We start from the raw sequence: 19669 nt of genomic DNA on the forward strand, positions 1-19669 counted from the left end.
TCACTCCCTGCCAGTTTGCTGGATTCAGCAGCTAAACGGTCGTGCCGGCCTTGCGAGCACGTTCCACTGCCTCTGGAAGTGCAGCAAAGAACTCATCGAGTTCTTCTTGAGCCGTGGTGTGGCCTAGGGAAATTCTCAGTGCAGACGACGCTCCACGTTCGTCATGCCCCATGGCTAAGAGCACATGTGATGGCTGAGCCACGCCTGCCTGGCAGGCAGATCCCGTCGACACCGAAACACCCATGGCATCCAGCAAGAACAACAATGAGTCGCTCTGGCAGCCCGGGAACGTGAAGTTCACATTGTTATCGAGCCGGTTCTCTGGATCACCGCTGAGCACAGCGTCAGGAACAAGTTCCTGAATCTTCTCGATGGTGGCATCGCGGAGAGAAATCAGACGAGCATGTTCGTTTTCGAATGCCTTATCGGTCACCAGTGCCGCGATGGCCATCGAGGAGATGGCCGGGGCATCGAGAGTTCCACTGCGCAGGCCACGTTGTTGGCCACCACCATGGATCAATGGTTCCAATTGCGCTTCGCGGCTCACGACCAGTGCGCCCACGCCAGGCACAGAACCGAATTTGTGCCCGGAAATGCTCAGGGCAACCAGCCCGGCATTTCCTTGGGCGCCTGAATCAGTTCTGATCTGGGCAAAGTTCACCGGGATATGTCCGAATGCTGAGACGGCATCGATGTGGAGTGGAACGTGGTGTTCTGCGGCGAGCGCGGCAATCTCTGCCACGGGTTGGATGGTGCCTACTTCGTTGTTGGCCCAGAGCATGGTGACCAGCGCTACCGACTTCCCCGCACGTTCGAGAGTGTCATTGAGCTCGGTGACGTCGATGCGCCCGAGCTTGTCTATTGGGATCCACTCCAGCACAGCACCTTCGTGCTCTTGCAGCCAGAGCACGGTGTCGAGGGTGGCATGGTGTTCTGCCTCGGGAACAACGATGCGATTGCGCTTGGCGTCCTTCTCTACAGCAGCACGAAATAGTCCAACTAGTGCGAGGTTGATGGATTCCGTGCCACCCGAGGTAAAAATCACTTCAATGGGCTGGCAACCTAGGACTGTTGCAAGGTATTCACGGGCGTCTTCCACGAGGGCACGCGCTGCTTGACCATGACGGTGAACAGAGCTGGGGTTTCCTGCGTGCGCCAACGCGTCTGTAAAGGCCTTGGCAGCTTCGGGACGCACGGGTGTTGATGCTGCGTGGTCAAGATATGCCACCATAACAACACCCCTTTCGAAGAACGTGTGAACAAAATGTTTAACGGCTCACCTACGTGTGCGAAACACGAAGGCAATCTATCTGGCTAGTCTATTTCGAGTGCCTATCCCTCCATCACTAAAGAACCTTGGCGTGCGCCCAACCCGTAGCGGTGGCGAGCTCAAGGTTTTTAGCGACACCGCTGAGGGAATTGATGTTCTGATCTATGACGCTCCCGGCAGTGCACACATTGCTGAGCGTCACTCCCTGGTCAAGGGCAAGGGTGGCATGTGGTCCACCAGCAGTGGCCTGCTGGTGCCCGGTGCTGAATATGCGTTGCAGGCGTGGGGTCCTGCTGGACCACAGGATTCTTTCTCTGCCGAAGAACTTCTAGTAGATCCCTATGCCAAGGGCCTCAGCCGTGTTGGTAATTCATGGCGTTCCGTCGTTGTTGACACCAGCTTCGATTGGGGCACGTCCAAGAAGCCTCAAACTCCTCTTGACCAGTCCGTGATTTATGAAGCTCACGTGCGCGGTTTGACCAAGATGCACCCCGGTGTTCCTCTCGAACTGCGTGGAACCTATGCAGGTCTGGGTCACGAAGCCATGACGACCTACCTCAAGGAACTCGGCGTAACCGCTGTGGAGCTTCTCCCTGTTCACGCTTATCTCTCCGAGGAGCACCTGCTTAGCCAGGGCGTGACCAACTACTGGGGTTACAACACTCTGAACTTCTTTACTCCTCACAACGCTTATGCCACCAAGGCAGCTCGCGAAGGGGGACCTTCTGCTGTTCTGCGCGAGTTCAAGCAGATGGTCAAGGATCTACACGAAGCAGGTCTCGAGGTCATTCTTGACGTGGTCTACAACCACACTGCAGAGGAGGGCAAGGTTGGTCCTCGCCTGAGCTTCCGCGGCCTGGACAACGCTTCCTACTACCGCCAAGACGAAGACGGTAATTACATCGACACCACAGGGTGCGGAAATTCACTCAACGCATCCAAGCCTGTCGTTCAGCAGCTCATTCTGGATTCATTGCGCTACTGGGCTGAAGAAACTCAGGTGGACGGTTTCCGTTTCGACCTCGCTGTGACGCTGGGCCGTGACGAGAAAGCTGGGTACCACAAGGATCACCCTCTACTCGAGGCAATTCGCACCGACCCCATCCTCTCCGCAACCAAGCTCATTGCTGAGCCCTGGGATGTGGGCATGGGCGGTTGGCAGACCGGAAACTTTGCTGACGGCTGGCACGAATGGAACGACCGCTACCGCGACCGTATTCGCAACTTCTGGCTGCCAGACATTGCACAAGCGCGTGAGACGGGCTTTGCTCCGACTGGCGTCGGTGGCTTCGCCACTCGCCTGGCAGGCTCCAGCAACACCTTCTCCGCTGAACGTGGCCCGGTTGCCTCAGTGAACTTCATCACCGCACACGATGGCTTCACCCTCAACGACCTCACGATGTATAACTACAAGCACAACATCGGTAACGGCGAAGATAACCGTGATGGCGCCAACGACAACCGCTCGTTCAACCACGGTGTTGAAGGCCCCACGGATAACCCCGACATCATTGCTGCACGTCGTCGCACCATGCGTAACCTGATGGGCACTTTAATGCTCTCTGCAGGTATTCCCATGATCACCGCAGGTGATGAGTTTGGTCGTACCCAGCACGGCAACAACAATGCCTACTGTCACGACTCTCCCCTGACCTGGGTCAACTGGGAACTGCAGGAATGGCAGCAGGACATGCTGGCCACTACTAAGCACTTGGCAAAGATGCGCCGGGAACACCCTGCTATCCGCCCCACCAAGTTTGGTGTCTTCGGCGAGCGCATCCCCAGCGCCAGCCAGGTGGATTGGTACAACACCCAGGGTGAAACCATGGAGAACGAGGATTGGGAAGATCCCCACAACCGCACACTGCAGTATGTGGCGGCAAGCACGCCGGAAAATGAAGATTTCAACCGCATTCTCATGATCATTCACGGAACCGAACAACCCACCTCGGTTGTTGTTCCTAAACACCCTGGCGTGCAGTTCTATGAGCCATTGTGGTTCAGTCCTCACCACACTCCTCGTGAGGTTCCGGGCGTTCTGCGTCCAGGTGAAACCTTCAAGCTCACCGGCACCTCGATTTTGTTGTTTAACGCTGCGAATTAGCCGTTACCTCAGCGCAATAAAAATGCGCTAGTTTTCGTTTATGGAACCCTCCTCCATCGGACGCTTGCCCATTCTCAATGTCACGCCTGATTTAGGTGTGCCTGAGCTCACTCCCAAGGCTTATGTTGGGGAGGTTGTGCCCTTTGGTGCGACCTGTTTCCGCGAAGGCCATGACCTCATCGGTGTTGCCCTGCACCTGCGCGCTCCGGATGGTAAGTCCAGCCGCATTGAGATGACCTCCGATGCCCCCGGCACGGATCGTTGGAGTGCACTAGCTCAGCCTGACAAGGCGGGCAAGTGGTCGTTCACCATCGAGTCCTACTCTGATGACTACGCGACCTGGCATCACAATGCCGAGGTGAAAATCCCTCTGGGCATCGACGTTGAGCTGATGCTCACGATTGGCTCTCAGCTATTCGCCCGTGCCAGCAAGGAAGCTTCTCGCACGGCAGCTACGCGCAAGAAGCTGGCGGCCTTGGCCGAGGTTCTTGCCGATACTTCTGTTGACCCCCTTGTTCGATTCGCTCAGGCAGAGGGCGAAGCAGTAGACAAGCTCCTCTCGGGTGCTCCCATCTCCAGCTTGGAGACCTTCTCTGCTGAATACCCGCTGCTCGTGGAGCGAAGCTTGGCTGGTAGCGCCAACTGGTATGAATTCTTCCCCCGCTCGGAAGGTGCCAAGCAGAATGCAGATGGAACCTGGGTTTCGGGCACCTTCCGCACGGCTGCCAAGCGCCTTCCTGCTGTAGCCAAAATGGGCTTCAACGTTCTGTATATGCCCCCTATCCACCCCATTGGCACGCTCAACCGCAAGGGCCCGAACAACACCCTGGTCACCAAGCCAGGTGATCCTGGTTCTCCCTGGGCTATTGGTTCTGCTGATGGTGGCCACGATGCCATTCACCCTGACCTCGGTGACTTCAAGGACTTTGCCTACTTTGTTTCTCAAGCGAAGAAGAACGGCATTGAAGTCGCTCTAGATTTGGCACTCCAGGCTGCTCCGGATCACCCCTGGGTGAAGACCAACCCTGAGTTCTTCACAACTCTCCCTGACGGCACCATTGCCTATGCAGAGAACCCTCCCAAGAAGTATCAGGACATCTATCCCATCAACTTCGACAACGATCCAGAAGGCATTCGTGCTGAGGTGTTGCGTGTGGTGCTGTTCTGGATTTCCAAGGGCATCAACATTTTCCGCGTGGACAACCCCCACACCAAGCCCGTGGACTTCTGGGAATGGCTGATCAAAACCGTCAATGCGCAGCACCCTGACGTGATCTTCCTCGCTGAAGCCTTTACTCGCCCGGCCATGATGCAGGCGCTGGCCAAGGTGGGCTTCCAACAGTCCTATTCCTACTTCACCTGGCGTAACACCAAGTGGGAGCTGGAAGAGTTCTTCCGCAGCATCTCAGGCGAGACTGCCGACTTTATGCGTCCGAACCTGTTCGTGAACACTCCCGACATCCTGACTGAGTATTTGCAGTTCGGTGGCCCTGCCGCGTTCACGATCCGTGCAACGCTGGCCGCCACCGCTGCCCCGCTCTGGGGTGTGTACACCGGCTTTGAACTCTATGAATCAGTAGCCCGTCCCGGTGCTGAGGAATACATCGATAACGAGAAATTCGAATACAAGAACCGAGACTGGGTTGCCATTGAGAAGGAAGGCACCTCTCTCGCGCCCTACCTCACGAAGCTCAACGAGATCCGTGCAGAACACCCTGCTCTGCGCCAGCTACGCAACATCACCATTCAGCGCACCGATGACGACGCCATCCTGGCCTACAGCAAGCACCTGGATGCCCAGTTCACGGGCACCGGCACGAACGACACCATCATTGTTGTGGTCAACACGGACCCTCACTCCGTGCGTGAAACAACCGTTCACCTCGACCTGACCACCTTGGGTGCCCAGCACGGTGATTCCATCACCGTGACCAACCTGGTTACCGGCGTGGAATGGGTGTGGGGCGCAGATAACTATGTGCGACTAGATCCCTTCACCGAGCCTGTCCACATCTTGCACGTGAGCAAGGTGAACTGATGACCGAGAAGAAGCCAACCAAAAAAGCAGCTCCCAAGCATGCTGCAGAGAAGACACCAATTGTGAAGAAAACCCTCACCAAGAAGACCAAGGGTGCCACCGAATGGCATACTCCCTCTCTCGATGACGGTCTTCTGGCCTGGGTAGCTCAGGGCAGCCACTACGACCCACACAGTGTCTTGGGTCAACACCTCATCCCTGTCGAAGGCTCCAAAGACTCCGTCACCGTCATTCGCACGCGACGACCTTTGGCAAGCGAAGTTATTGCCATCTTGGGCTCCAAGGCCCGGATTGAGCTTTCCCATGCTGGCCACGGCATCTGGGAAGGTGCTCACACCCTCGGTCTGCAGGACTACGTCATTGAGACTCGATATCCCGACGGTGCTGAGTGGATTGCTGAAGACGGTTACCGCTTCACTCCCACCGTGGGCGAACTCGACCTTCACCTCATCCGTGAAGGCCGTCACGAACGCCTGTGGGAAGTCCTCGGTGCGCGTTACATCGGCCACGGCGGCGTCAAGGGCACCGTGCAGGGAACGGCATTTGCTGTCTGGGCACCGAACGCGAAGGCTGTGCGTGTCAAGGGAACCTTCAATGGCTGGAATGGTGAAGGCCACTCCATGCGCTCATTGGGCGCCAGTGGCGTCTGGGAGCTGTTTGTTCCCGATGTTCACCCCGGTGAGACCTACAAGTTTGAAATCTTGACTCAGGCAGGTCACTGGGTGGAGCGTGCAGACCCGATGGCACGCCAAACCGAATGCCCACCGCTGACCGGCTCCATCATTGCTCACTCCAACTACAAGTGGGGTGACAAAAAGTGGATTACCAAGCGCGATAAGACCAAGGCGCACGAAGCTCCCATGAGTATTTACGAACTGCACGTAGGTTCATGGCGTCAGGGTCTCTCCTACCGTGAACTCGCAGATGACCTCATCGGTCACGTGCTTGAGACGGGCTTTACTCACGTGGAGTTCATGCCGCTTGCCGAGCACCCCTATGGCCCTTCCTGGGGTTACCAAGTCACTGGTTACTACGCCCCCACAGCACGTTTTGGCAACCCTGATGATCTGAAGTATTTGATTGATCGCCTGCACGACGCCGGTATCGGGGTCCTGCTCGACTGGGTTCCAGGGCACTTTCCCAAGGACGAGTGGGCACTTGCTCGCTTTGACGGCCAACCCCTCTATGAGCACGCTGACCCCCGCAAGGGCGAGCACCCTGACTGGGGAACCTACATCTTTGACTTCGGTCGCAATGAAGTGCGCAACTTCCTCGTTGCTAATGCGCTCTACTGGATCGAAGAATTCCACATCGATGGCCTGCGCGTGGATGCGGTCGCATCCATGCTCTATCTCGACTACAGCCGTGAAGACGGCCAGTGGCTGCCCAACCAATATGGCGGGCGCGAGAACCTTGAGGCCATCAACTTCCTCCAGGAAGCTAACGCGACGGTTTACAAGCACCACCCCGGCGTGACCATGGCCGCCGAAGAATCCACCTCATGGGGCGGCGTCACTGCTCCCACCGAAGCAGGCGGATTGGGCTTTGGTTTCAAGTGGAACATGGGCTGGATGCATGACAGCTTGCAATACATCCACACCGATCCGATGTATCGCGAGTATCACCATTGGGACATCACCTTCTCGTTCCAGTATGCGTTTAGCGAGAACTTTGTGCTTCCCATCTCCCACGATGAGGTCGTCCACGGCAAAGGTTCACTGCTAGCCAAGATGCCCGGTGACCACTGGCAGAAGCTCGCCAACATGCGTGCCTACTTGGCGTTCATGTGGGGACACCCGGGCAAGCAACTCTTGTTCATGGGTCAAGAGTTTGGTCAGCCGTCTGAGTGGAGCCAAGAGCGCTCGCTCGACTGGTGGATTCTCGACCAGCCAGCCCACCAAGGCCTGCAGCGCATGGTCAAGCAACTCAACACCGTCTATAAAGACACCGCAGCACTGTGGGAGCGCGACAGCGACCCTGCAGGTTTCCAGTGGATTGACGGCGCAGACAACGGACGTAACGTTGTTTCCTTCGTGCGCTATGACAAGAAGGGCAACGCCCTAGCTGTCGTGGCCAACTTTGCTGGCAATCCCCACAGTGACTTCCAGTTAGGCCTGCCCTCTGGCGGCGTCTGGACGGAACTGTTCAACTCGGACGCGACAGACTTTGGTGGTTCCGGTGTGGGCAACATGGGCAAGGTAACTGCCACCGCGGACCAATGGAACAACTTTGAGCACTCTGCTCGAATTACCCTGCCACCTTTGGGCGTTCTGTTCTTCTATAAGAGCGCTAAGTAAGGCTCTAGTAGAGCAGGTTCGTCAACCGCATTCGTGCGGCGTTCACGGCAGGGTCTGTCAAACCCACGACCTCAAAAAGGTCTAACAAACGTGTGCGAACAATGTTCTTGCCGTCTTGATCCAGCTTAGGGAACAGCACCAAGAGGCGATCAAAAGCATCCTCGACATGTCCACCAGAAACATCCAAGTCCGCAACGTCGAGCTGCTGCTCTAAACCGTCAGGGTTGGCAGCAGCGGCCGCACGAATATCAGCGAGTGCTTTGCCCTGCAGGCGGTGCAGCAAAGATATCCGGGCTAAACCTGCTTTGGCTTCAGCATCATTGGGGTTCTGCTTGAGCGCCTTTTCCCAGGCGGCAATAGCAGCTGGATAATCTCCACGCTCAGCCGCATCAAAGGCCTCATGGTGAAGTGGGGGCAGGGCTGGCGCAGGCGGCGCCACGGTGGCACCACTTTCTCCTGCGGGAGCGCCAGCAGGCTTCGCAATACCCACAACCCCGTTTTGAGCGGCAAGTTCAAGTACCTGTTCAAAGAGATTGAAAATGTCGGCCTCACCGGCCACACCAGCGAATAATGGCAGAGGTCTTCCCGCCAGAACAGCTGCGGTGGTGGGGACGGTTTGTGCCTGGAAAGCCTGAGTCAGGCCGGGATTCTCTACAGCGTTGACTCGAACCAGAATCAAACGTCCTTGAAAGCCCAGAACAAGCTTTTCCAGTATCGGTGAGAGTTCGGCACACTGAGGCGCTTCCTCAGCCCACAGATCAACAATGACGGGAACCTGGTTGGAAAGGTCCAGAATTGCGGTGAAGTTCTGGTCAGTGCCATCGAGGACGAGCTGTGGAACAGGTACCTGTGTTCCCGGAGAAACAGGTGCTGATTCTTCTCCTGGAGCACGCGTACCTCCAGCTGTGTTGACGGCACCGCGTTGTGGCTTGTTAACCAAAGAACTCAGGTCCACAGCACCACGCAAGTTAGGAAGTGATGGCATCGACATTAGAGACCTCGCGCTGAAATCAATCCTTGGGTGTAGCCCAAGAGACGAATCTTGTCTGTGCTTCCCAAAGGCGGAACATAGAACGCCAGTTCCATGCCGTAGGTGGATTCCACACCCGTGGTGGAAGAACTGACACCACTGAGAATCTTTGCCTGGCCTTCGGGGCTGACGGACGCTCCGGCTTGCGTGGGACGTACCGTCTCAATTTCATTCAAGCTCACCGTGACAATGGCACCAGAGTCCATCGTGGCCAGCGCCAACGGTGCACCAGAACCTGCATTTTGGCTAAATTCCAACGATGCACGTTCACTCACAGCAGCCTGCTTCTGATCCTTATAGGCCTTACCCACCTGCGCAACTAAAGAATCTGCCGTCAAATCGAATAGTCCGAAATAGGGGCTGGCTTCACCCTGAGTCAACACAGAACCGTAAGCAGCAGAGAGCTGATCTGGTGAGATGAGGAGCAGTTTGGAATCTGGAGCAACTAGCGCCGAGCCCACGTTCGCAGGTGCCACCGTGGGAACCTGTGCATTGGGTTCCAGCGTCACCATGTATTCCACGTGATAGTTCTCACGAGGTGAATTCTGAATCATCATGAGACCCATGGTGGGAACCGAAGGATCATTTTCGTTCTGCACGACCGCAATGACCTGGCGTGGCCAGTTTGCGGTGGCCTGCGGCATGGTGAACGTAATGGGGGAAGCAGCCAACTTAGGCAGTGCTGCTACAGACGAGTCCGCCTTGCGGATGGCATAGTTTGCTGCACGAATTTCCTGCGCAGGACCGATCAGGCGTGTGCCGGAGAGTGCGGGGTCGAGCGCGGCATCTGCATCTGTTACCGTCTGAGAAATCCGGCTGAGAATGCGCTGTAATTGACGCTCTGTCACCGCCGGTGGGTGACCATCAATCTCTACCGACTCCGTTGCAGTAGGTGTCGGTTCTGCGACATTCTGCCCAGAGTTATATGGACTGCAGGAACTCAGGCCGAGGGTGAGAACACCTGCTAGACCGAGGGCAACAAAACTGGAACCGCGCGTAATTCCGCGGCGCCCCTTAGGAGCTGCACTGACCAGCGACTTCGGGGTGGGCATTCTGATGGCACGAGGCTTGGGTGGTTTAGGCAGTTTGCCGCGGCGACGTGGACCTTGAGAATTTCGGTCGTGACGAAGTGCCCACAAATAGAGAACCAAACCAATCAGGGCGGCAACGCCACCACCGATGATGAACCCGGTTGCAAAAGGAACGCGGCTAGGCAATGGCCACGCTATCGTCACCGTTCCTGGAGCGTCTGCCTTTCCATCTGCAGCGATGATGGCGGACATATCGCTATCGAGGAAGGTGGGCAGAGTTGCTGTGGTTTTTCCAGAAGCTTCACCCAGCCAGAGGTCACTACCTTCCGGTGTGAGAATTTCCTGCTCAGTCAGTGCCGGGGTTTCAACTTCAGTGGGCTCTACATTTTTCGCGGTGCCTTCACCAAAAACGAAGTCGCTTTTCTTTGTCGAGTACTTCAGGACGTCATAGTCGTCAGAACCAATCCAGCCTGTGACATCTTCACTTCGACCAAAACCAACAAAGGCCGTTTTTGAACCAGAGACAGTAATGATGGGATTCGTCCCATGCATCGTGAGTGTTTTGCCATCAATGACCATATAGGGGGCATTTGTTTCCACAGTCGTAGTCAGTGTGGTGTATTCATCGCCTGCAAAAAACACTTTTTGGACGACACCCACGCCAAGCAGCACTGCAGCCACGGCAAACACACCAATGGCAAAAAGGAATCGCACTATTTGTCTCCTCCACGTCATCGGCAAGACACCAGAATCGGCCTTCGTCCGTCACGTTAAGTCACTTTCCAAGATACCCGAAACCGCGGAGACAAACCTGAGAGAGGTCTTAAGCCCTCCCCGATCATGCCCGCACCTCTCTGAGCTGGGTAGACTCACACCGTTAGTTTTTCCCCGAATTATGGGGCTTTGGAGGTCAACAGTGGCAACGGAAGAATCGTTTTCTCGCGTATTGCGCGGATACGACCCCGCTGAGGTTGATCCCCTCATTCAAAAGCTTCGGCGAGAACTCCTCACGGCAAACACACTTCGTGATGAGACTTCTCTCGCGCTCAAACAGAGCGAAGCCCGCATTGCTGAACTTGAACTTGAGGTAGGCCTTAGGGGCACTCCCACTGTTCAAGGATTGAGCACCTCTTTGAACAACAAGCTCAAGAAGGCAGACAAGTTAGCTGCCGGGATAGTAAAGCGCGCTGAAAGCGATGCATTGTTTATTCGCTCAGCTGCAGAAAAAACGTCCAGTCAATTCATTGAAGCAGCACGAGATGACTACGAACGAGCTCGTACAGAGGCACAAGCGTTATCTGCATCTATGGCAGAACAGGCACGTGAACTTTCCGAAAACATCATCGCTGCTGCCCGTACTGAAGCTGCCGCCATTGTGGCATCTGGTCAGGAGGAAGCTCAGAGGTTACGTGGTGAAGCAGCAACAGTTGCTGCGAACCTTCGCGCTGAGACGCGGAATGAAATAGCTCGAATGACCGCTGAGGCTCATCGCGAAGCAGAAGAACTCAAGCTCATTTTGGTAACAAACAGAGACCCCAACATCTCTGTTGATGAAGAAATAGTTTCGTTGCTCAAGCTCAATGCTGACGGTGCCGCTGTACGCGCTGAAATGGAACAAGAACTTCAGACCCGTCATCAAGAATCTCTGATGCAAACAGATAAGTACATCGGTGCTGCAGAGGCACAACTCGCCACAGCACGAACCCGCCAACGTACCCTTGAGGCCGAACTAGACGCTCTTGAGAACGCGTCAAAATTGCAATCGGAACAGATCCTCGAACAGGCGAGGTTACAGGCGGCAAAGCACGTTGAACATGCTGACAAGCTTGCACGAAAGAAAATCTCTGACGCCGAGAAGTATGTTGCCGCCGTCATTGCCTCCATCTATTCCCACATTGAAGGCATCCGCGCGGAGCGTGAATCCGTCGCTGCGTTCTTTGACGCGCTACGGTTGGAGTTACAGAACTCACTGGGTGATGCTGTGACCACAAAAAAGCTCGACCGCTAACAAAGGAGCCTTCCCGATGCGTATCCAGAATGCATTCCGCGCTGGTTTGATCGGAAGCTTGGGCGTTGGCCTAGGCCTTGTGCTGATGACGGCAGTGCACTCACTCGCGACTGTCCTCACCTACATCTTCATTGCACTGTTCCTCTCCCTGGGCCTCGACCCCGCTGTCAAGTGGTTAATGAGCAAGAAGTTCCCACAGTGGGCAGCAATTCTCACTGTCGTGATTGCCGTCGTTGGTGGCGTTGTCGCTATCTTGTTTACCGTTGTGCCCATGATGGTCGATCAGATAGTTACGTTATGGAATACCCTTCCCAAAGAAATCACCTCACTGAAAACCACTGACTGGATCGCATTCATTCAAAAGCAGTTCGGCAGCTTCATTGACGTCAACCAGGTCATCACAGACGTAGGACACTTCTTTGGTGACCCCGCCAACATCAGCAAGATCGCCGGTGGTGCACTGGCAGTGGGTGTGGGCGTAGCCAACGCCCTGACAGGAACGCTCGTTGTTGTGATTCTGACTCTGTACTTCACTGCTTCACTCCAGACAATCAAGAACACCGCTTACTCACTCGTTCCCTTGAGCAAGCGCGAAAAGTTCATTGAGATGAGCGAAGAGATCACCGGCGGTGTTGGCAAATATGTTGTTGGCCAAATTGCTCTGGCTGCCCTCAACGGCATATTGGCATTCATCGTGCTGAACCTCATTGGCGGCAAACAAGCCCTGCTCTTCGCATTCTTGGCATTCCTGTTCGCACTGATTCCCCTTATCGGTACTGTGATGTCCTCGATTATCGTCACACTTGGTCAGTTGCTCCTGGCTGATGCCCAGGTAGCGATCATCATCGGTATCTACTTCTTGATCTACATGCAGGTTGAGGCGTATGTCTTTAGCCCCAAGATCATGAACAAGGCGATTTCGATCCCTGGTTCAATTGTGGTGATCGCGGCTCTTGCCGGTGGAACGTTGATGGGAATCTTGGGAGCACTGGTCGCCATTCCTATTGCTGCATCGATTGTGCTGATCATCAAAGAAGTGGTCATCCCGGCGCAAAACGAGGCCTAGCTTCGCTTTCTCCCGCCCAGAACTAGTCGCTGGAACCAGCGACTTCGCCGTCCCACCATTCCGGCAGGGGCGCAGCTGAGGGATTGACTCGTTCCACGATTTCGTTGAGCACACGTTTGGTTTGGTTCTCTCCAACCCAGAGGTGCTTGCCTCCCTCGACCTCGACGATGTCGATGTGAGAAACAGTGGAGAAGCGCTGCCGTGCTTCGGGCCCCTGGAGGTAATCGTCATGCTCTGGAACCAACGCAACGAGTTGGCGATGATCTCCATCCCAAGCGGCAACTTCCTCTGCCGTGGCGCGGTGTAAAGGTGGAGAAAGAAGAATAGCTCCGTCAATGGCGTGCTCGCGGCCATATTTCAAGGCCAGCTCTGTTCCAAATGACCAGCCCACCAACCAGGGGTGTGGTAGTCCTCGCTCGGTCACAAACGCCATGGCAGCGGCCACATCAGCGCGCTCATCAACACCATGACCAAATTCACCGTGGCTCTGACCACGTGCAGACTTGGTGCCGCGGGTGTTGAAGCGCAGCACAGCAATATTCGCCAAGGCAGGCAGACGACCGGCAGCTTTGCGCAGGATATGGGAGTCCATGAAGCCGCCAGCAGTAGGCAGTGGGTGCAGGGTCACCAGAGTTGCCACAGGTGCTCCGCCAAGCGGTAGTGCCAACTCCCCCACCAAGGTAAGTCCATCACTGGTGTGAAGTTCAATCTCTTCCCGCACAGCAGGCAGGTTGATACCGCCACGAATTTCAGTAGACACGCTTTAGCTCACTTTCCAGCAGGCCTCGTGCCAGTGGCGACGAGCTTCAAGATCAGCCTGGTCTCCCAGAATGCCATCATTTCGCCAGGCAACGAGGTGAGAAACGCCTGGAGCAATTTCTCCCGAGCAACCGGGGCAAGTGTACGTCTTGGTGGCATTGAGTGCTGAAATGGGCTGTACGGTCCATTGACGGCCTGAGCGCACCTCCGTACGACGCCAGCCCGTAGTCAGACGCTCCACGTCCAGAGGCTCATACTCGGCCTCACGCTTGCGCGAACGATTGTTGCGCGCCATTAGTACCAGCGAACAGCTTCAGAGTGTGCCCAAGCGCCACAGGGTGAACCGTAGCGACCCTCGATATACCGCAGGCCCCATTCAATTTGTGTTGCAGGGTTGGTCTGCCAGTCATCTGCGACAGTAGCCATCTTCTCACCCGGCAGGGATTGTGGGATTCCATACGCACCACTACTGGTGTTGTGGGCATAAACGTTCCAGCGGGACTCACGATTCCACAGCGCAACGAGGCAGTCATACTGCTCCATGCCCCAGCCACGAGCCTTGACAGCTGCCAGGCCGATGGCCTGGGCGGTGTCGGGGTCGGGAGTTCCTGCAGCAGGCGCCGTCGCTGATGCTTTGGCGGCAGAACGACCTGTAACGGTCACGGCATCACGGCTTGCGGCTGTTGTATATGTGCCTTCAACGGTCACGTCTTGTCCAGCGCGTGACGTCGTCGAGGTGGCAGGAATGTAATACGGCGACGCAACAGCACCCGAATATGGGTCAACGACGTTCACCAATAACAAGGCCACCGTGATGACAAAGGCAGAAGAAAACAATCCTGCCGAGCGCTGTGAGGGAAACAAACTAGGCATGACAAGGCGAGGACGAACAACAGCCACCGGCGCTCTGCGCACCTTCGACTTGTTCGCGGAATCACGCAAGGCTCGGACGACCGAATGGTCCGAGGCGCGTGTCACTTCAGAATGTCTACCCACAGTTCTCTGATTTTAGACCAGAAGGCTGTGAAACAGCCAGCAGAGTGGCTCTGAACAGGGGTTTTAGTTGTTGCCGAGGGAGAGAAGCAGGTCCACAAGTGCATCGAGTACTGCATCCACCTGCGCCTCGTCATAGCCGCCGCGTGCTGCGCGGAATGTGACGGAACGGACATCTGCAACGCTCAGGGGCTCACCCTGGAGTAAGTAGGCCAGCACGCGATCGGCGAAAGCATCAACGTCTTTGATGGCATATCCCTGACTCAGGAAGCCAACTCGAGAAAAGCGGTGTTTTGGTTCACGCGAGAATCGAGCGGTGAGCTCAGCAGAGTTGCGACTTGCCTGCTCTAGCCAGGCAGCTTCACCCATGGTTGCCAAGGCAACAGCACGCTCACGCTCAGCAAAGGCCGTCTCGAGACGCTCGAGAGCGCCGTCAACGTGGCGAGTGGAATACCCACCCTTAGCCAGCCCAAAGGACGTGTCGCGAATGGCGTGAGAGGTCAGGGTTGATGCTCCTGCGATATTGCTGTCATAGGCAATACGTGCTTCAGCGATAAACGCATCGACTTCAGCAATGTTGTAGCCACGGGTACCGCGCTTAACACGGGGGAAAGTCATACTCACAAGCTTTATTGTTTCAGAGATTCCAGTGCCTTAGTGCACAACAAGGGAATAGATCACGAAAGTCACGAGGGCAGAGGGAAGAATCGAGTCCAGTCGGTCCAAGAAACCTCCGTGACCGGCAAGCCAGGAGCTCATGTCTTTCACTCCGATGGTGCGTTTGATGTGAGACTCTCCCAGGTCACCGAGTGTGGCCGTAACCAAAAGGATGGGCCCCAATACCAATCCAAACCACCATGGTTGACCAATCATGAAGATGCTGAGCAATGTAGCGGCGATGATGGCAGCAAGCGCTGCTCCAGCAAAACCTTCCCACGTCTTTTTGGGGCTGATCTTGGGTGCCATGGGGTGCTTACCAAAGTTCAAACCGCTGACATAGGCGCCGGTATCGACGGAGACCACGATGATGAGGAAAGCCAGAGTCCACCACTGACCATCTGGCTTGGCCACCAAAGCCACAGCAAAGCTTCCTAGCACCGTGACATAGGCCTGCACAAAGACGGCAGCAAGGAAGTCTTTACGCAGACTCACATCAGCGGTGGCATGATACTCACGCTTGATTTCTACCCAACGCCACAACGTGACGACCACGGCACCACCCAGGGCAACCAGCAGCGCAGCCCCAATACCGTAGAAATACGCTGCAGGTACAGCTAGGACTGTGGCAATAGCAGTGGGAATGCGAGGAACGCGGCGTCCCATTGCTTGCAAAGCAGTCGCGAGCTCAACTGCTGAGATACCCAGCAGAACCGCAGCAAAGAGCATAAACAGGTCTTTATTGACCAACAGGCTCAACAGTAGCAAACCACCAAGCACAATTCCGATGCCGATGGCGCCTAGAAGATTACGACCCGACTTCGCCTTGATGCGCTCGTTGGTCTTTTCAAACTGCATCCGGCGGGCTTCGAGCTGGCGCTCAAAGTCAGCACGGGTCGCCCGGAACTGCGCATGCAGCTCACCAGCCGGATTTCTCCGGCTGTGTTCGTCGCGGTTCGGATTCTCGTTCATGGCTGTGGCCAGGAAAAGGACTAAACCTTGAGGAGTTCAGCTTCCTTGTGCTTGAGTGCTTCGTCAATCGCGTCAACATACTTCTTGGTGATGACTTCAAGTTCCTTTTCACCACGAGCACGCTCGTCGTCGCCGAGCTCACCCTTGAAGGCGTCAATGCCATCCTTGGCGCTGCGGCGGATGTTGCGCAGAGATACCTTGGCGTCTTCTGCCTTGGTCTTCACGATCTTGACGTATTCCTTACGACGCTCTTCAGTGAGCTCGGGCATGGTGACACGAATCACGTTGCCGTCGTTAGTGGGGTTAGCGTCCAGGTTAGGCACGTCGCGAATAGCCTGCTCGATGTCGCGCAGAGCGGTCTTGTCGAAGGGGGTGATCAGCAGGGTGCGAGCTTCAGGGTTCTGCATAGAAGCCAGCTGCGCCAACGGAGTGGGGCTGCCGTAGTAGGTGACCATGACCTTCTGGAACATGGCAGGGTTTGCGCGACCGGTACGGACGCTAGAGAAATCTTCTTTGGCTACTTCAACAGCCTTGGCCATGCGCTCTGAGGCATCTGACAGTACTTCCGCGATCACGGTAACTCCTTGAAATTTGGTGCGTTAGAGCCAGTCTAGTTGGTGACCAGCGTGCCGATCTTTTCGCCAAGAATGGCCTTGGTGATGTTGCCGGAAGGCTCCATACCGAAGACGCGCATAGGCATCTTGTTGTCCATGCAGAGACTGAATGCTGTCGAGTCGACGACCTTGAGTCCACGCTTGAGGGCGTCACGGAAGGTGACGGTCTCCAGCTTCTCTGCACTGGGGTCAGTCTTGGGATCTGCGGTGTAGACACCGTCGACACCGTTCTTAGCTACGAGGACCTCATCTGCGTGGATTTCGAGCGCACGCTGTGCAGAAACAGTGTCGGTCGAGAAGAAGGGAAGACCTGCACCTGCACCGAAGACGACGACGCGACCCTTTTCCAAGTGACGAATAGCGCGCAGGGGAAGATATGGCTCAGCAACCTGACTCATCGCAATAGCCGACTGCACTCGAGTTGCCGCACCTGCCTGCTCTAGGAAGTCCTGCAGGGCCAAAGCATTCATCACGGTACCGAGCATGCCCATGTAGTCCGCGCGTGCGCGGTCCATTCCGCGCTGAGACAGCTCAGCTCCGCGGAAGAAGTTACCGCCACCAACAACCACGGCGATATCAACGTGTTCGGAAGCTGCCGCGATTTCGCGGGCAATGGCACTGACCACATCTGGGTTTACACCCAGTCCACCGCCACCGAATGCCTCACCCGAGAGCTTGAGTAGTACGCGACGGCGGGTGTTTGTCGGCATGAGGTTCCTTATCTAAAAGCAGTGGCGCTAAGACCAATTTACACGGGCATCACAGGGCTCGGAACTACCGGCACACATGAAAGAAGCCCAGTCCTTTCGGACCGGGCTTCTTTACGAATCGTTCTAACGACTATGCGCCAACCTTGAAGCGAGCGAAGCCCGTCACGGTGATGCCAGCGTTGTCGAGGACCTGCTGGACCTTGAACTTGTTGTCGCGAGAGTATTCCTGCTCGAGCAGAGCGATCTGCTTGATGTAGGCAGAGATACGACCGTCAACGATCTTCTCCAGCTGAGCTTCGGGCTTGCCCTCGTTACGGCTGATCTCGGTAACGATGGCGCGCTCCTTCTCAATGTCCTCTGCAGGAACATCTGCGCGGCTCAGGTACACAGGGTCAGCGAAGGAGATGTGCTGTGCAATTGCACGAGCAGTCTCTGCGTCGTCACCGGTGTAGGCAACCACAACACCAACCTGAGGAGGAAGGTCCTGGCTGGTCTGGTGCAGGTAGATGGAGAACTTGTCGCCGCTGAAAGCAACGAGACGACGAAGTTCGATCTTCTCACCCAGGATTGCTGCCTCATCTGCGATGAGCTCAGCAACGGTCTGCGAACCAGCAGCTGCTGCGAGGCCTGCGTCAACCGAGGTTGCGCCAGCTGCAGATACTGCGTCGAGAACCTTTGCTGCGAGTGCAACGAACTTGTCACCCTTAGCCACGAAGTCGGTCTCGCACGCGAGCTCGATCATGGTTGCGGTGCCGTTCTCTTCCTTGGCAGCAACGAGGCCTTCGCTGGTGGAGCGGTCGGCACGCTTAGCGTTACCCTTTGCTCCCTTGAGACGAAGAATCTCGGTTGCCTTCTCCAAGTCACCGTTTGCTTCGGTGAGGGCGTTCTTGGTGTCGACCATGCCGGTGCCGAGGCGCTCGCGCAGGGTCTTGAGGTCTTCCATGCTGAAAGATGCCATAGTTCTAGCTCCTAATTAAGGCTTGAAAGTGGGAAATTATTCTGCTGCGGGCTTCTTGGCAGCAGGCTTCTTAGCGGCAGGCTTCTTAGCGGCAGGCTTCTTTTCTGCAGCGTCAGCCTTGGGAGCAGCAGCCTTCTTTGCAGCAGGCTTCTTCTCAGCAGCAGCCTCAGCTACTACCTCTTCAGCAACAACTTCAGCAACTGCCTCAACGACGGCTGCCTCTACTGCGGCTTCTGCACCAGCTTCGAGCAGTTCGCGCTCCCACTCAGCCAATGGCTCAGCAGATTCACCCTCAGCAGGCTTCTGGTGGCGCTGGATCAGGCCCTCAGCTACTGCATCAGCGATAACGCGGGTCAGCAGACCGACAGAGCGGATTGCGTCGTCGTTACCAGGGATGGGGTAGGTCATCTCGTCTGGGTCACAGTTGGTGTCGAGGATACCGATAACGGGAATACCAAGCTTCTGTGCCTCCTGGATTGCCAGGTGCTCCTTCTTGGTGTCAACAACCCAGATTGCGGAAGGGGTCTTGGTCAGGTTGCGGATACCACCGAGGCTCTTGTGGAGCTTGTCGAGTTCACGCTTCTTGATCAGAAGTTCCTTCTTGGTGAAGCCACTCTTCGTGGTGTCTTCGAAGTCGAGCTCTTCGAGCTCCTTCATACGTGCGAGGCGCTTACCAACGGTGTTGAAGTTGGTGAGGAGGCCACCGAGCCAACGCTGGTTGACATAAGGCTGACCTACGCGGGTTGCCTGCTCGAGGATTGCTTCCTGAGCCTGCTTCTTGGTTCCAACGAAGAGAACGGTTCCACCGTGTGCAACGGTTTCCTTCACGAACTCGTAAGCGTTGTCGATGTGCTGCAGAGACTGCTGCAGGTCGATGATGTGGATACCGGAACGCTCAGCAAGAACGAAACGCTTTACTTTCGGGTTCCAACGGCGGGTCTGGTGACCAAAGTGAACGCCGCTGTCGAGCAGCTGGCGGATTGTTACGACGGCCATGGCCATCTCCTTTTCTTGGCATGTTTTATGCACAGCACAACACATACCGCTTGCGGTTTTGTCGCGAGGACCGGTTGGTTCTCGCCCTAGTGCCCGATGCAATTCCCGCGAATCTGATTGCTCAGTTTCGACCGAAGGGTTTTGTCAAACGTGTTGGGCACGCGAA

17 protein-coding genes are annotated in these 19669 nt (G+C 55.9%); 5 read left to right on the top strand and 12 right to left on the bottom strand.

All coding sequences use genetic code 11. The features are described 5' to 3' along the window. Positions 1-31: 31 nt before the first annotated feature. Positions 32-1231: a cysteine desulfurase family protein gene (locus tag AURMO_RS05360; RefSeq protein ID WP_204163593.1), complete on the bottom strand. Its 1200-nt coding sequence runs from the start codon at positions 1229-1231 to the stop codon at positions 32-34. A gap of 130 nt (positions 1232-1361) precedes the next feature. Between AURMO_RS05360 and glgX the strand changes: the two genes are divergently transcribed. The 3 genes from glgX to glgB are packed head-to-tail and all read left to right on the top strand — an operon-like array spanning position 1362 to position 7709. After that, complete coding sequence (gene glgX / locus AURMO_RS05365; protein WP_239406801.1) at positions 1362-3374, top strand: glycogen debranching protein GlgX; 2013 nt, start codon at positions 1362-1364, stop codon at positions 3372-3374. A gap of 40 nt (positions 3375-3414) precedes the next feature. Continuing rightward, positions 3415-5412, top strand: a complete 1998-nt coding sequence (locus AURMO_RS05370) for an alpha-1,4-glucan--maltose-1-phosphate maltosyltransferase (protein ID WP_110233763.1) — start codon at positions 3415-3417, stop codon at positions 5410-5412. Further along, positions 5412-7709, top strand: coding sequence for a 1,4-alpha-glucan branching protein GlgB (glgB, locus tag AURMO_RS05375; protein ID WP_110233765.1), 2298 nt, complete (start codon positions 5412-5414; stop codon positions 7707-7709). The genes AURMO_RS05370 and glgB overlap by 1 nt, the downstream gene beginning before the upstream one ends. Positions 7710-7713: 4 nt before the next feature. Here the strand turns inward: glgB and AURMO_RS05380 are convergent, their stop codons facing one another. Together AURMO_RS05380 and AURMO_RS05385 are read right to left on the bottom strand one after the other, a co-directional pair. Beyond that, positions 7714-8700: a tetratricopeptide repeat protein gene (locus tag AURMO_RS05380; protein WP_110233767.1), complete on the bottom strand. Its 987-nt coding sequence runs from the start codon at positions 8698-8700 to the stop codon at positions 7714-7716. Beyond that, positions 8700-10484, bottom strand: coding sequence for a DUF8094 domain-containing protein (locus tag AURMO_RS05385; protein WP_162532681.1), 1785 nt, complete (start codon positions 10482-10484; stop codon positions 8700-8702). Before AURMO_RS05385 ends, AURMO_RS05380 begins: the two co-directional genes overlap by 1 nt. A gap of 202 nt (positions 10485-10686) precedes the next feature. Here AURMO_RS05385 and AURMO_RS05390 point away from each other — a divergent pair, with 202 nt between their 5' ends. Further along, entirely contained in the window at positions 10687-11778 is a 1092-nt protein-coding gene (locus AURMO_RS05390; RefSeq protein WP_162532682.1) for a DivIVA domain-containing protein, read from the top strand. Between the two features lie 16 nt (positions 11779-11794). Further along, complete coding sequence (locus tag AURMO_RS05395) at positions 11795-12844, top strand: AI-2E family transporter (RefSeq protein WP_110233773.1); 1050 nt, start codon at positions 11795-11797, stop codon at positions 12842-12844. Between the two features lie 22 nt (positions 12845-12866). Here the strand turns inward: AURMO_RS05395 and AURMO_RS05400 are convergent, their stop codons facing one another. From AURMO_RS05400 to rpsB, 9 genes are all read right to left on the bottom strand, one after another. Continuing rightward, the gene (locus tag AURMO_RS05400; RefSeq protein ID WP_110233776.1) at positions 12867-13604 is read right to left on the bottom strand and encodes an alpha/beta hydrolase; all 738 of its coding nucleotides are present in this window, start codon (positions 13602-13604) and stop codon (positions 12867-12869) included. A 3-nt stretch (positions 13605-13607) separates the two neighbouring features. Continuing rightward, on the bottom strand, positions 13608-13898 hold the full coding sequence (locus AURMO_RS05405; protein WP_110233778.1) for a hypothetical protein: 291 nt from the start codon (positions 13896-13898) through the stop codon (positions 13608-13610). Continuing rightward, positions 13898-14581: an aggregation-promoting factor C-terminal-like domain-containing protein gene (locus AURMO_RS09000; protein WP_204163594.1), complete on the bottom strand. Its 684-nt coding sequence runs from the start codon at positions 14579-14581 to the stop codon at positions 13898-13900. The genes AURMO_RS05405 and AURMO_RS09000 overlap by 1 nt, the downstream gene beginning before the upstream one ends. Positions 14582-14662: 81 nt before the next feature. Next, entirely contained in the window at positions 14663-15214 is a 552-nt protein-coding gene (locus AURMO_RS05415; protein ID WP_110233781.1) for a DivIVA domain-containing protein, read from the bottom strand. A 36-nt stretch (positions 15215-15250) separates the two neighbouring features. Then, the gene (locus tag AURMO_RS05420) at positions 15251-16225 is read right to left on the bottom strand and encodes a phosphatidate cytidylyltransferase (RefSeq protein ID WP_204163595.1); all 975 of its coding nucleotides are present in this window, start codon (positions 16223-16225) and stop codon (positions 15251-15253) included. A gap of 20 nt (positions 16226-16245) precedes the next feature. Beyond that, the gene (frr, locus tag AURMO_RS05425) at positions 16246-16800 is read right to left on the bottom strand and encodes a ribosome recycling factor (RefSeq protein ID WP_110233785.1); all 555 of its coding nucleotides are present in this window, start codon (positions 16798-16800) and stop codon (positions 16246-16248) included. A 35-nt stretch (positions 16801-16835) separates the two neighbouring features. Continuing rightward, on the bottom strand, positions 16836-17549 hold the full coding sequence (pyrH, locus tag AURMO_RS05430; RefSeq protein WP_110233788.1) for a UMP kinase: 714 nt from the start codon (positions 17547-17549) through the stop codon (positions 16836-16838). A 130-nt stretch (positions 17550-17679) separates the two neighbouring features. After that, on the bottom strand, positions 17680-18507 hold the full coding sequence (tsf, locus tag AURMO_RS05435) for a translation elongation factor Ts (RefSeq protein ID WP_110233790.1): 828 nt from the start codon (positions 18505-18507) through the stop codon (positions 17680-17682). A gap of 36 nt (positions 18508-18543) precedes the next feature. Then, positions 18544-19503, bottom strand: a complete 960-nt coding sequence (rpsB, locus tag AURMO_RS05440) for a 30S ribosomal protein S2 (RefSeq protein WP_110233793.1) — start codon at positions 19501-19503, stop codon at positions 18544-18546. Positions 19504-19669 lie beyond the last annotated feature (166 nt).

Origin of the sequence: Aurantimicrobium photophilum, assembly GCF_003194085.1 — a bacterium.
Lineage (GTDB): Bacteria > Actinomycetota > Actinomycetes > Actinomycetales > Microbacteriaceae > Aurantimicrobium > Aurantimicrobium photophilum.

Excerpts from the sequence above, each read along its gene's own strand:
- glgB (WP_110233765.1), top strand. The coding sequence starts at position 5,412 with ATGACCGAGAAGAAGCCAACCAAAAAAGCAGCTCCCAAGCATGCTGCA.
- rpsB (WP_110233793.1), bottom strand. The coding sequence starts at position 19,503 with ATGGCCGTCGTAACAATCCGCCAGCTGCTCGACAGCGGCGTTCACTTT.
- AURMO_RS05360 (WP_204163593.1), bottom strand. The coding sequence starts at position 1,231 with ATGGTGGCATATCTTGACCACGCAGCATCAACACCCGTGCGTCCCGAA.
- AURMO_RS05370 (WP_110233763.1), top strand. The coding sequence starts at position 3,415 with ATGGAACCCTCCTCCATCGGACGCTTGCCCATTCTCAATGTCACGCCT.
- pyrH (WP_110233788.1), bottom strand. The coding sequence starts at position 17,549 with ATGCCGACAAACACCCGCCGTCGCGTACTACTCAAGCTCTCGGGTGAG.
- AURMO_RS05420 (WP_204163595.1), bottom strand. The coding sequence starts at position 16,225 with ATGAACGAGAATCCGAACCGCGACGAACACAGCCGGAGAAATCCGGCT.
- AURMO_RS05380 (WP_110233767.1), bottom strand. The coding sequence starts at position 8,700 with ATGTCGATGCCATCACTTCCTAACTTGCGTGGTGCTGTGGACCTGAGT.
- AURMO_RS05395 (WP_110233773.1), top strand. The coding sequence starts at position 11,795 with ATGCGTATCCAGAATGCATTCCGCGCTGGTTTGATCGGAAGCTTGGGC.
- tsf (WP_110233790.1), bottom strand. The coding sequence starts at position 18,507 with ATGGCATCTTTCAGCATGGAAGACCTCAAGACCCTGCGCGAGCGCCTC.
- AURMO_RS05415 (WP_110233781.1), bottom strand. The coding sequence starts at position 15,214 with ATGACTTTCCCCCGTGTTAAGCGCGGTACCCGTGGCTACAACATTGCT.
- AURMO_RS05405 (WP_110233778.1), bottom strand. The coding sequence starts at position 13,898 with ATGGCGCGCAACAATCGTTCGCGCAAGCGTGAGGCCGAGTATGAGCCT.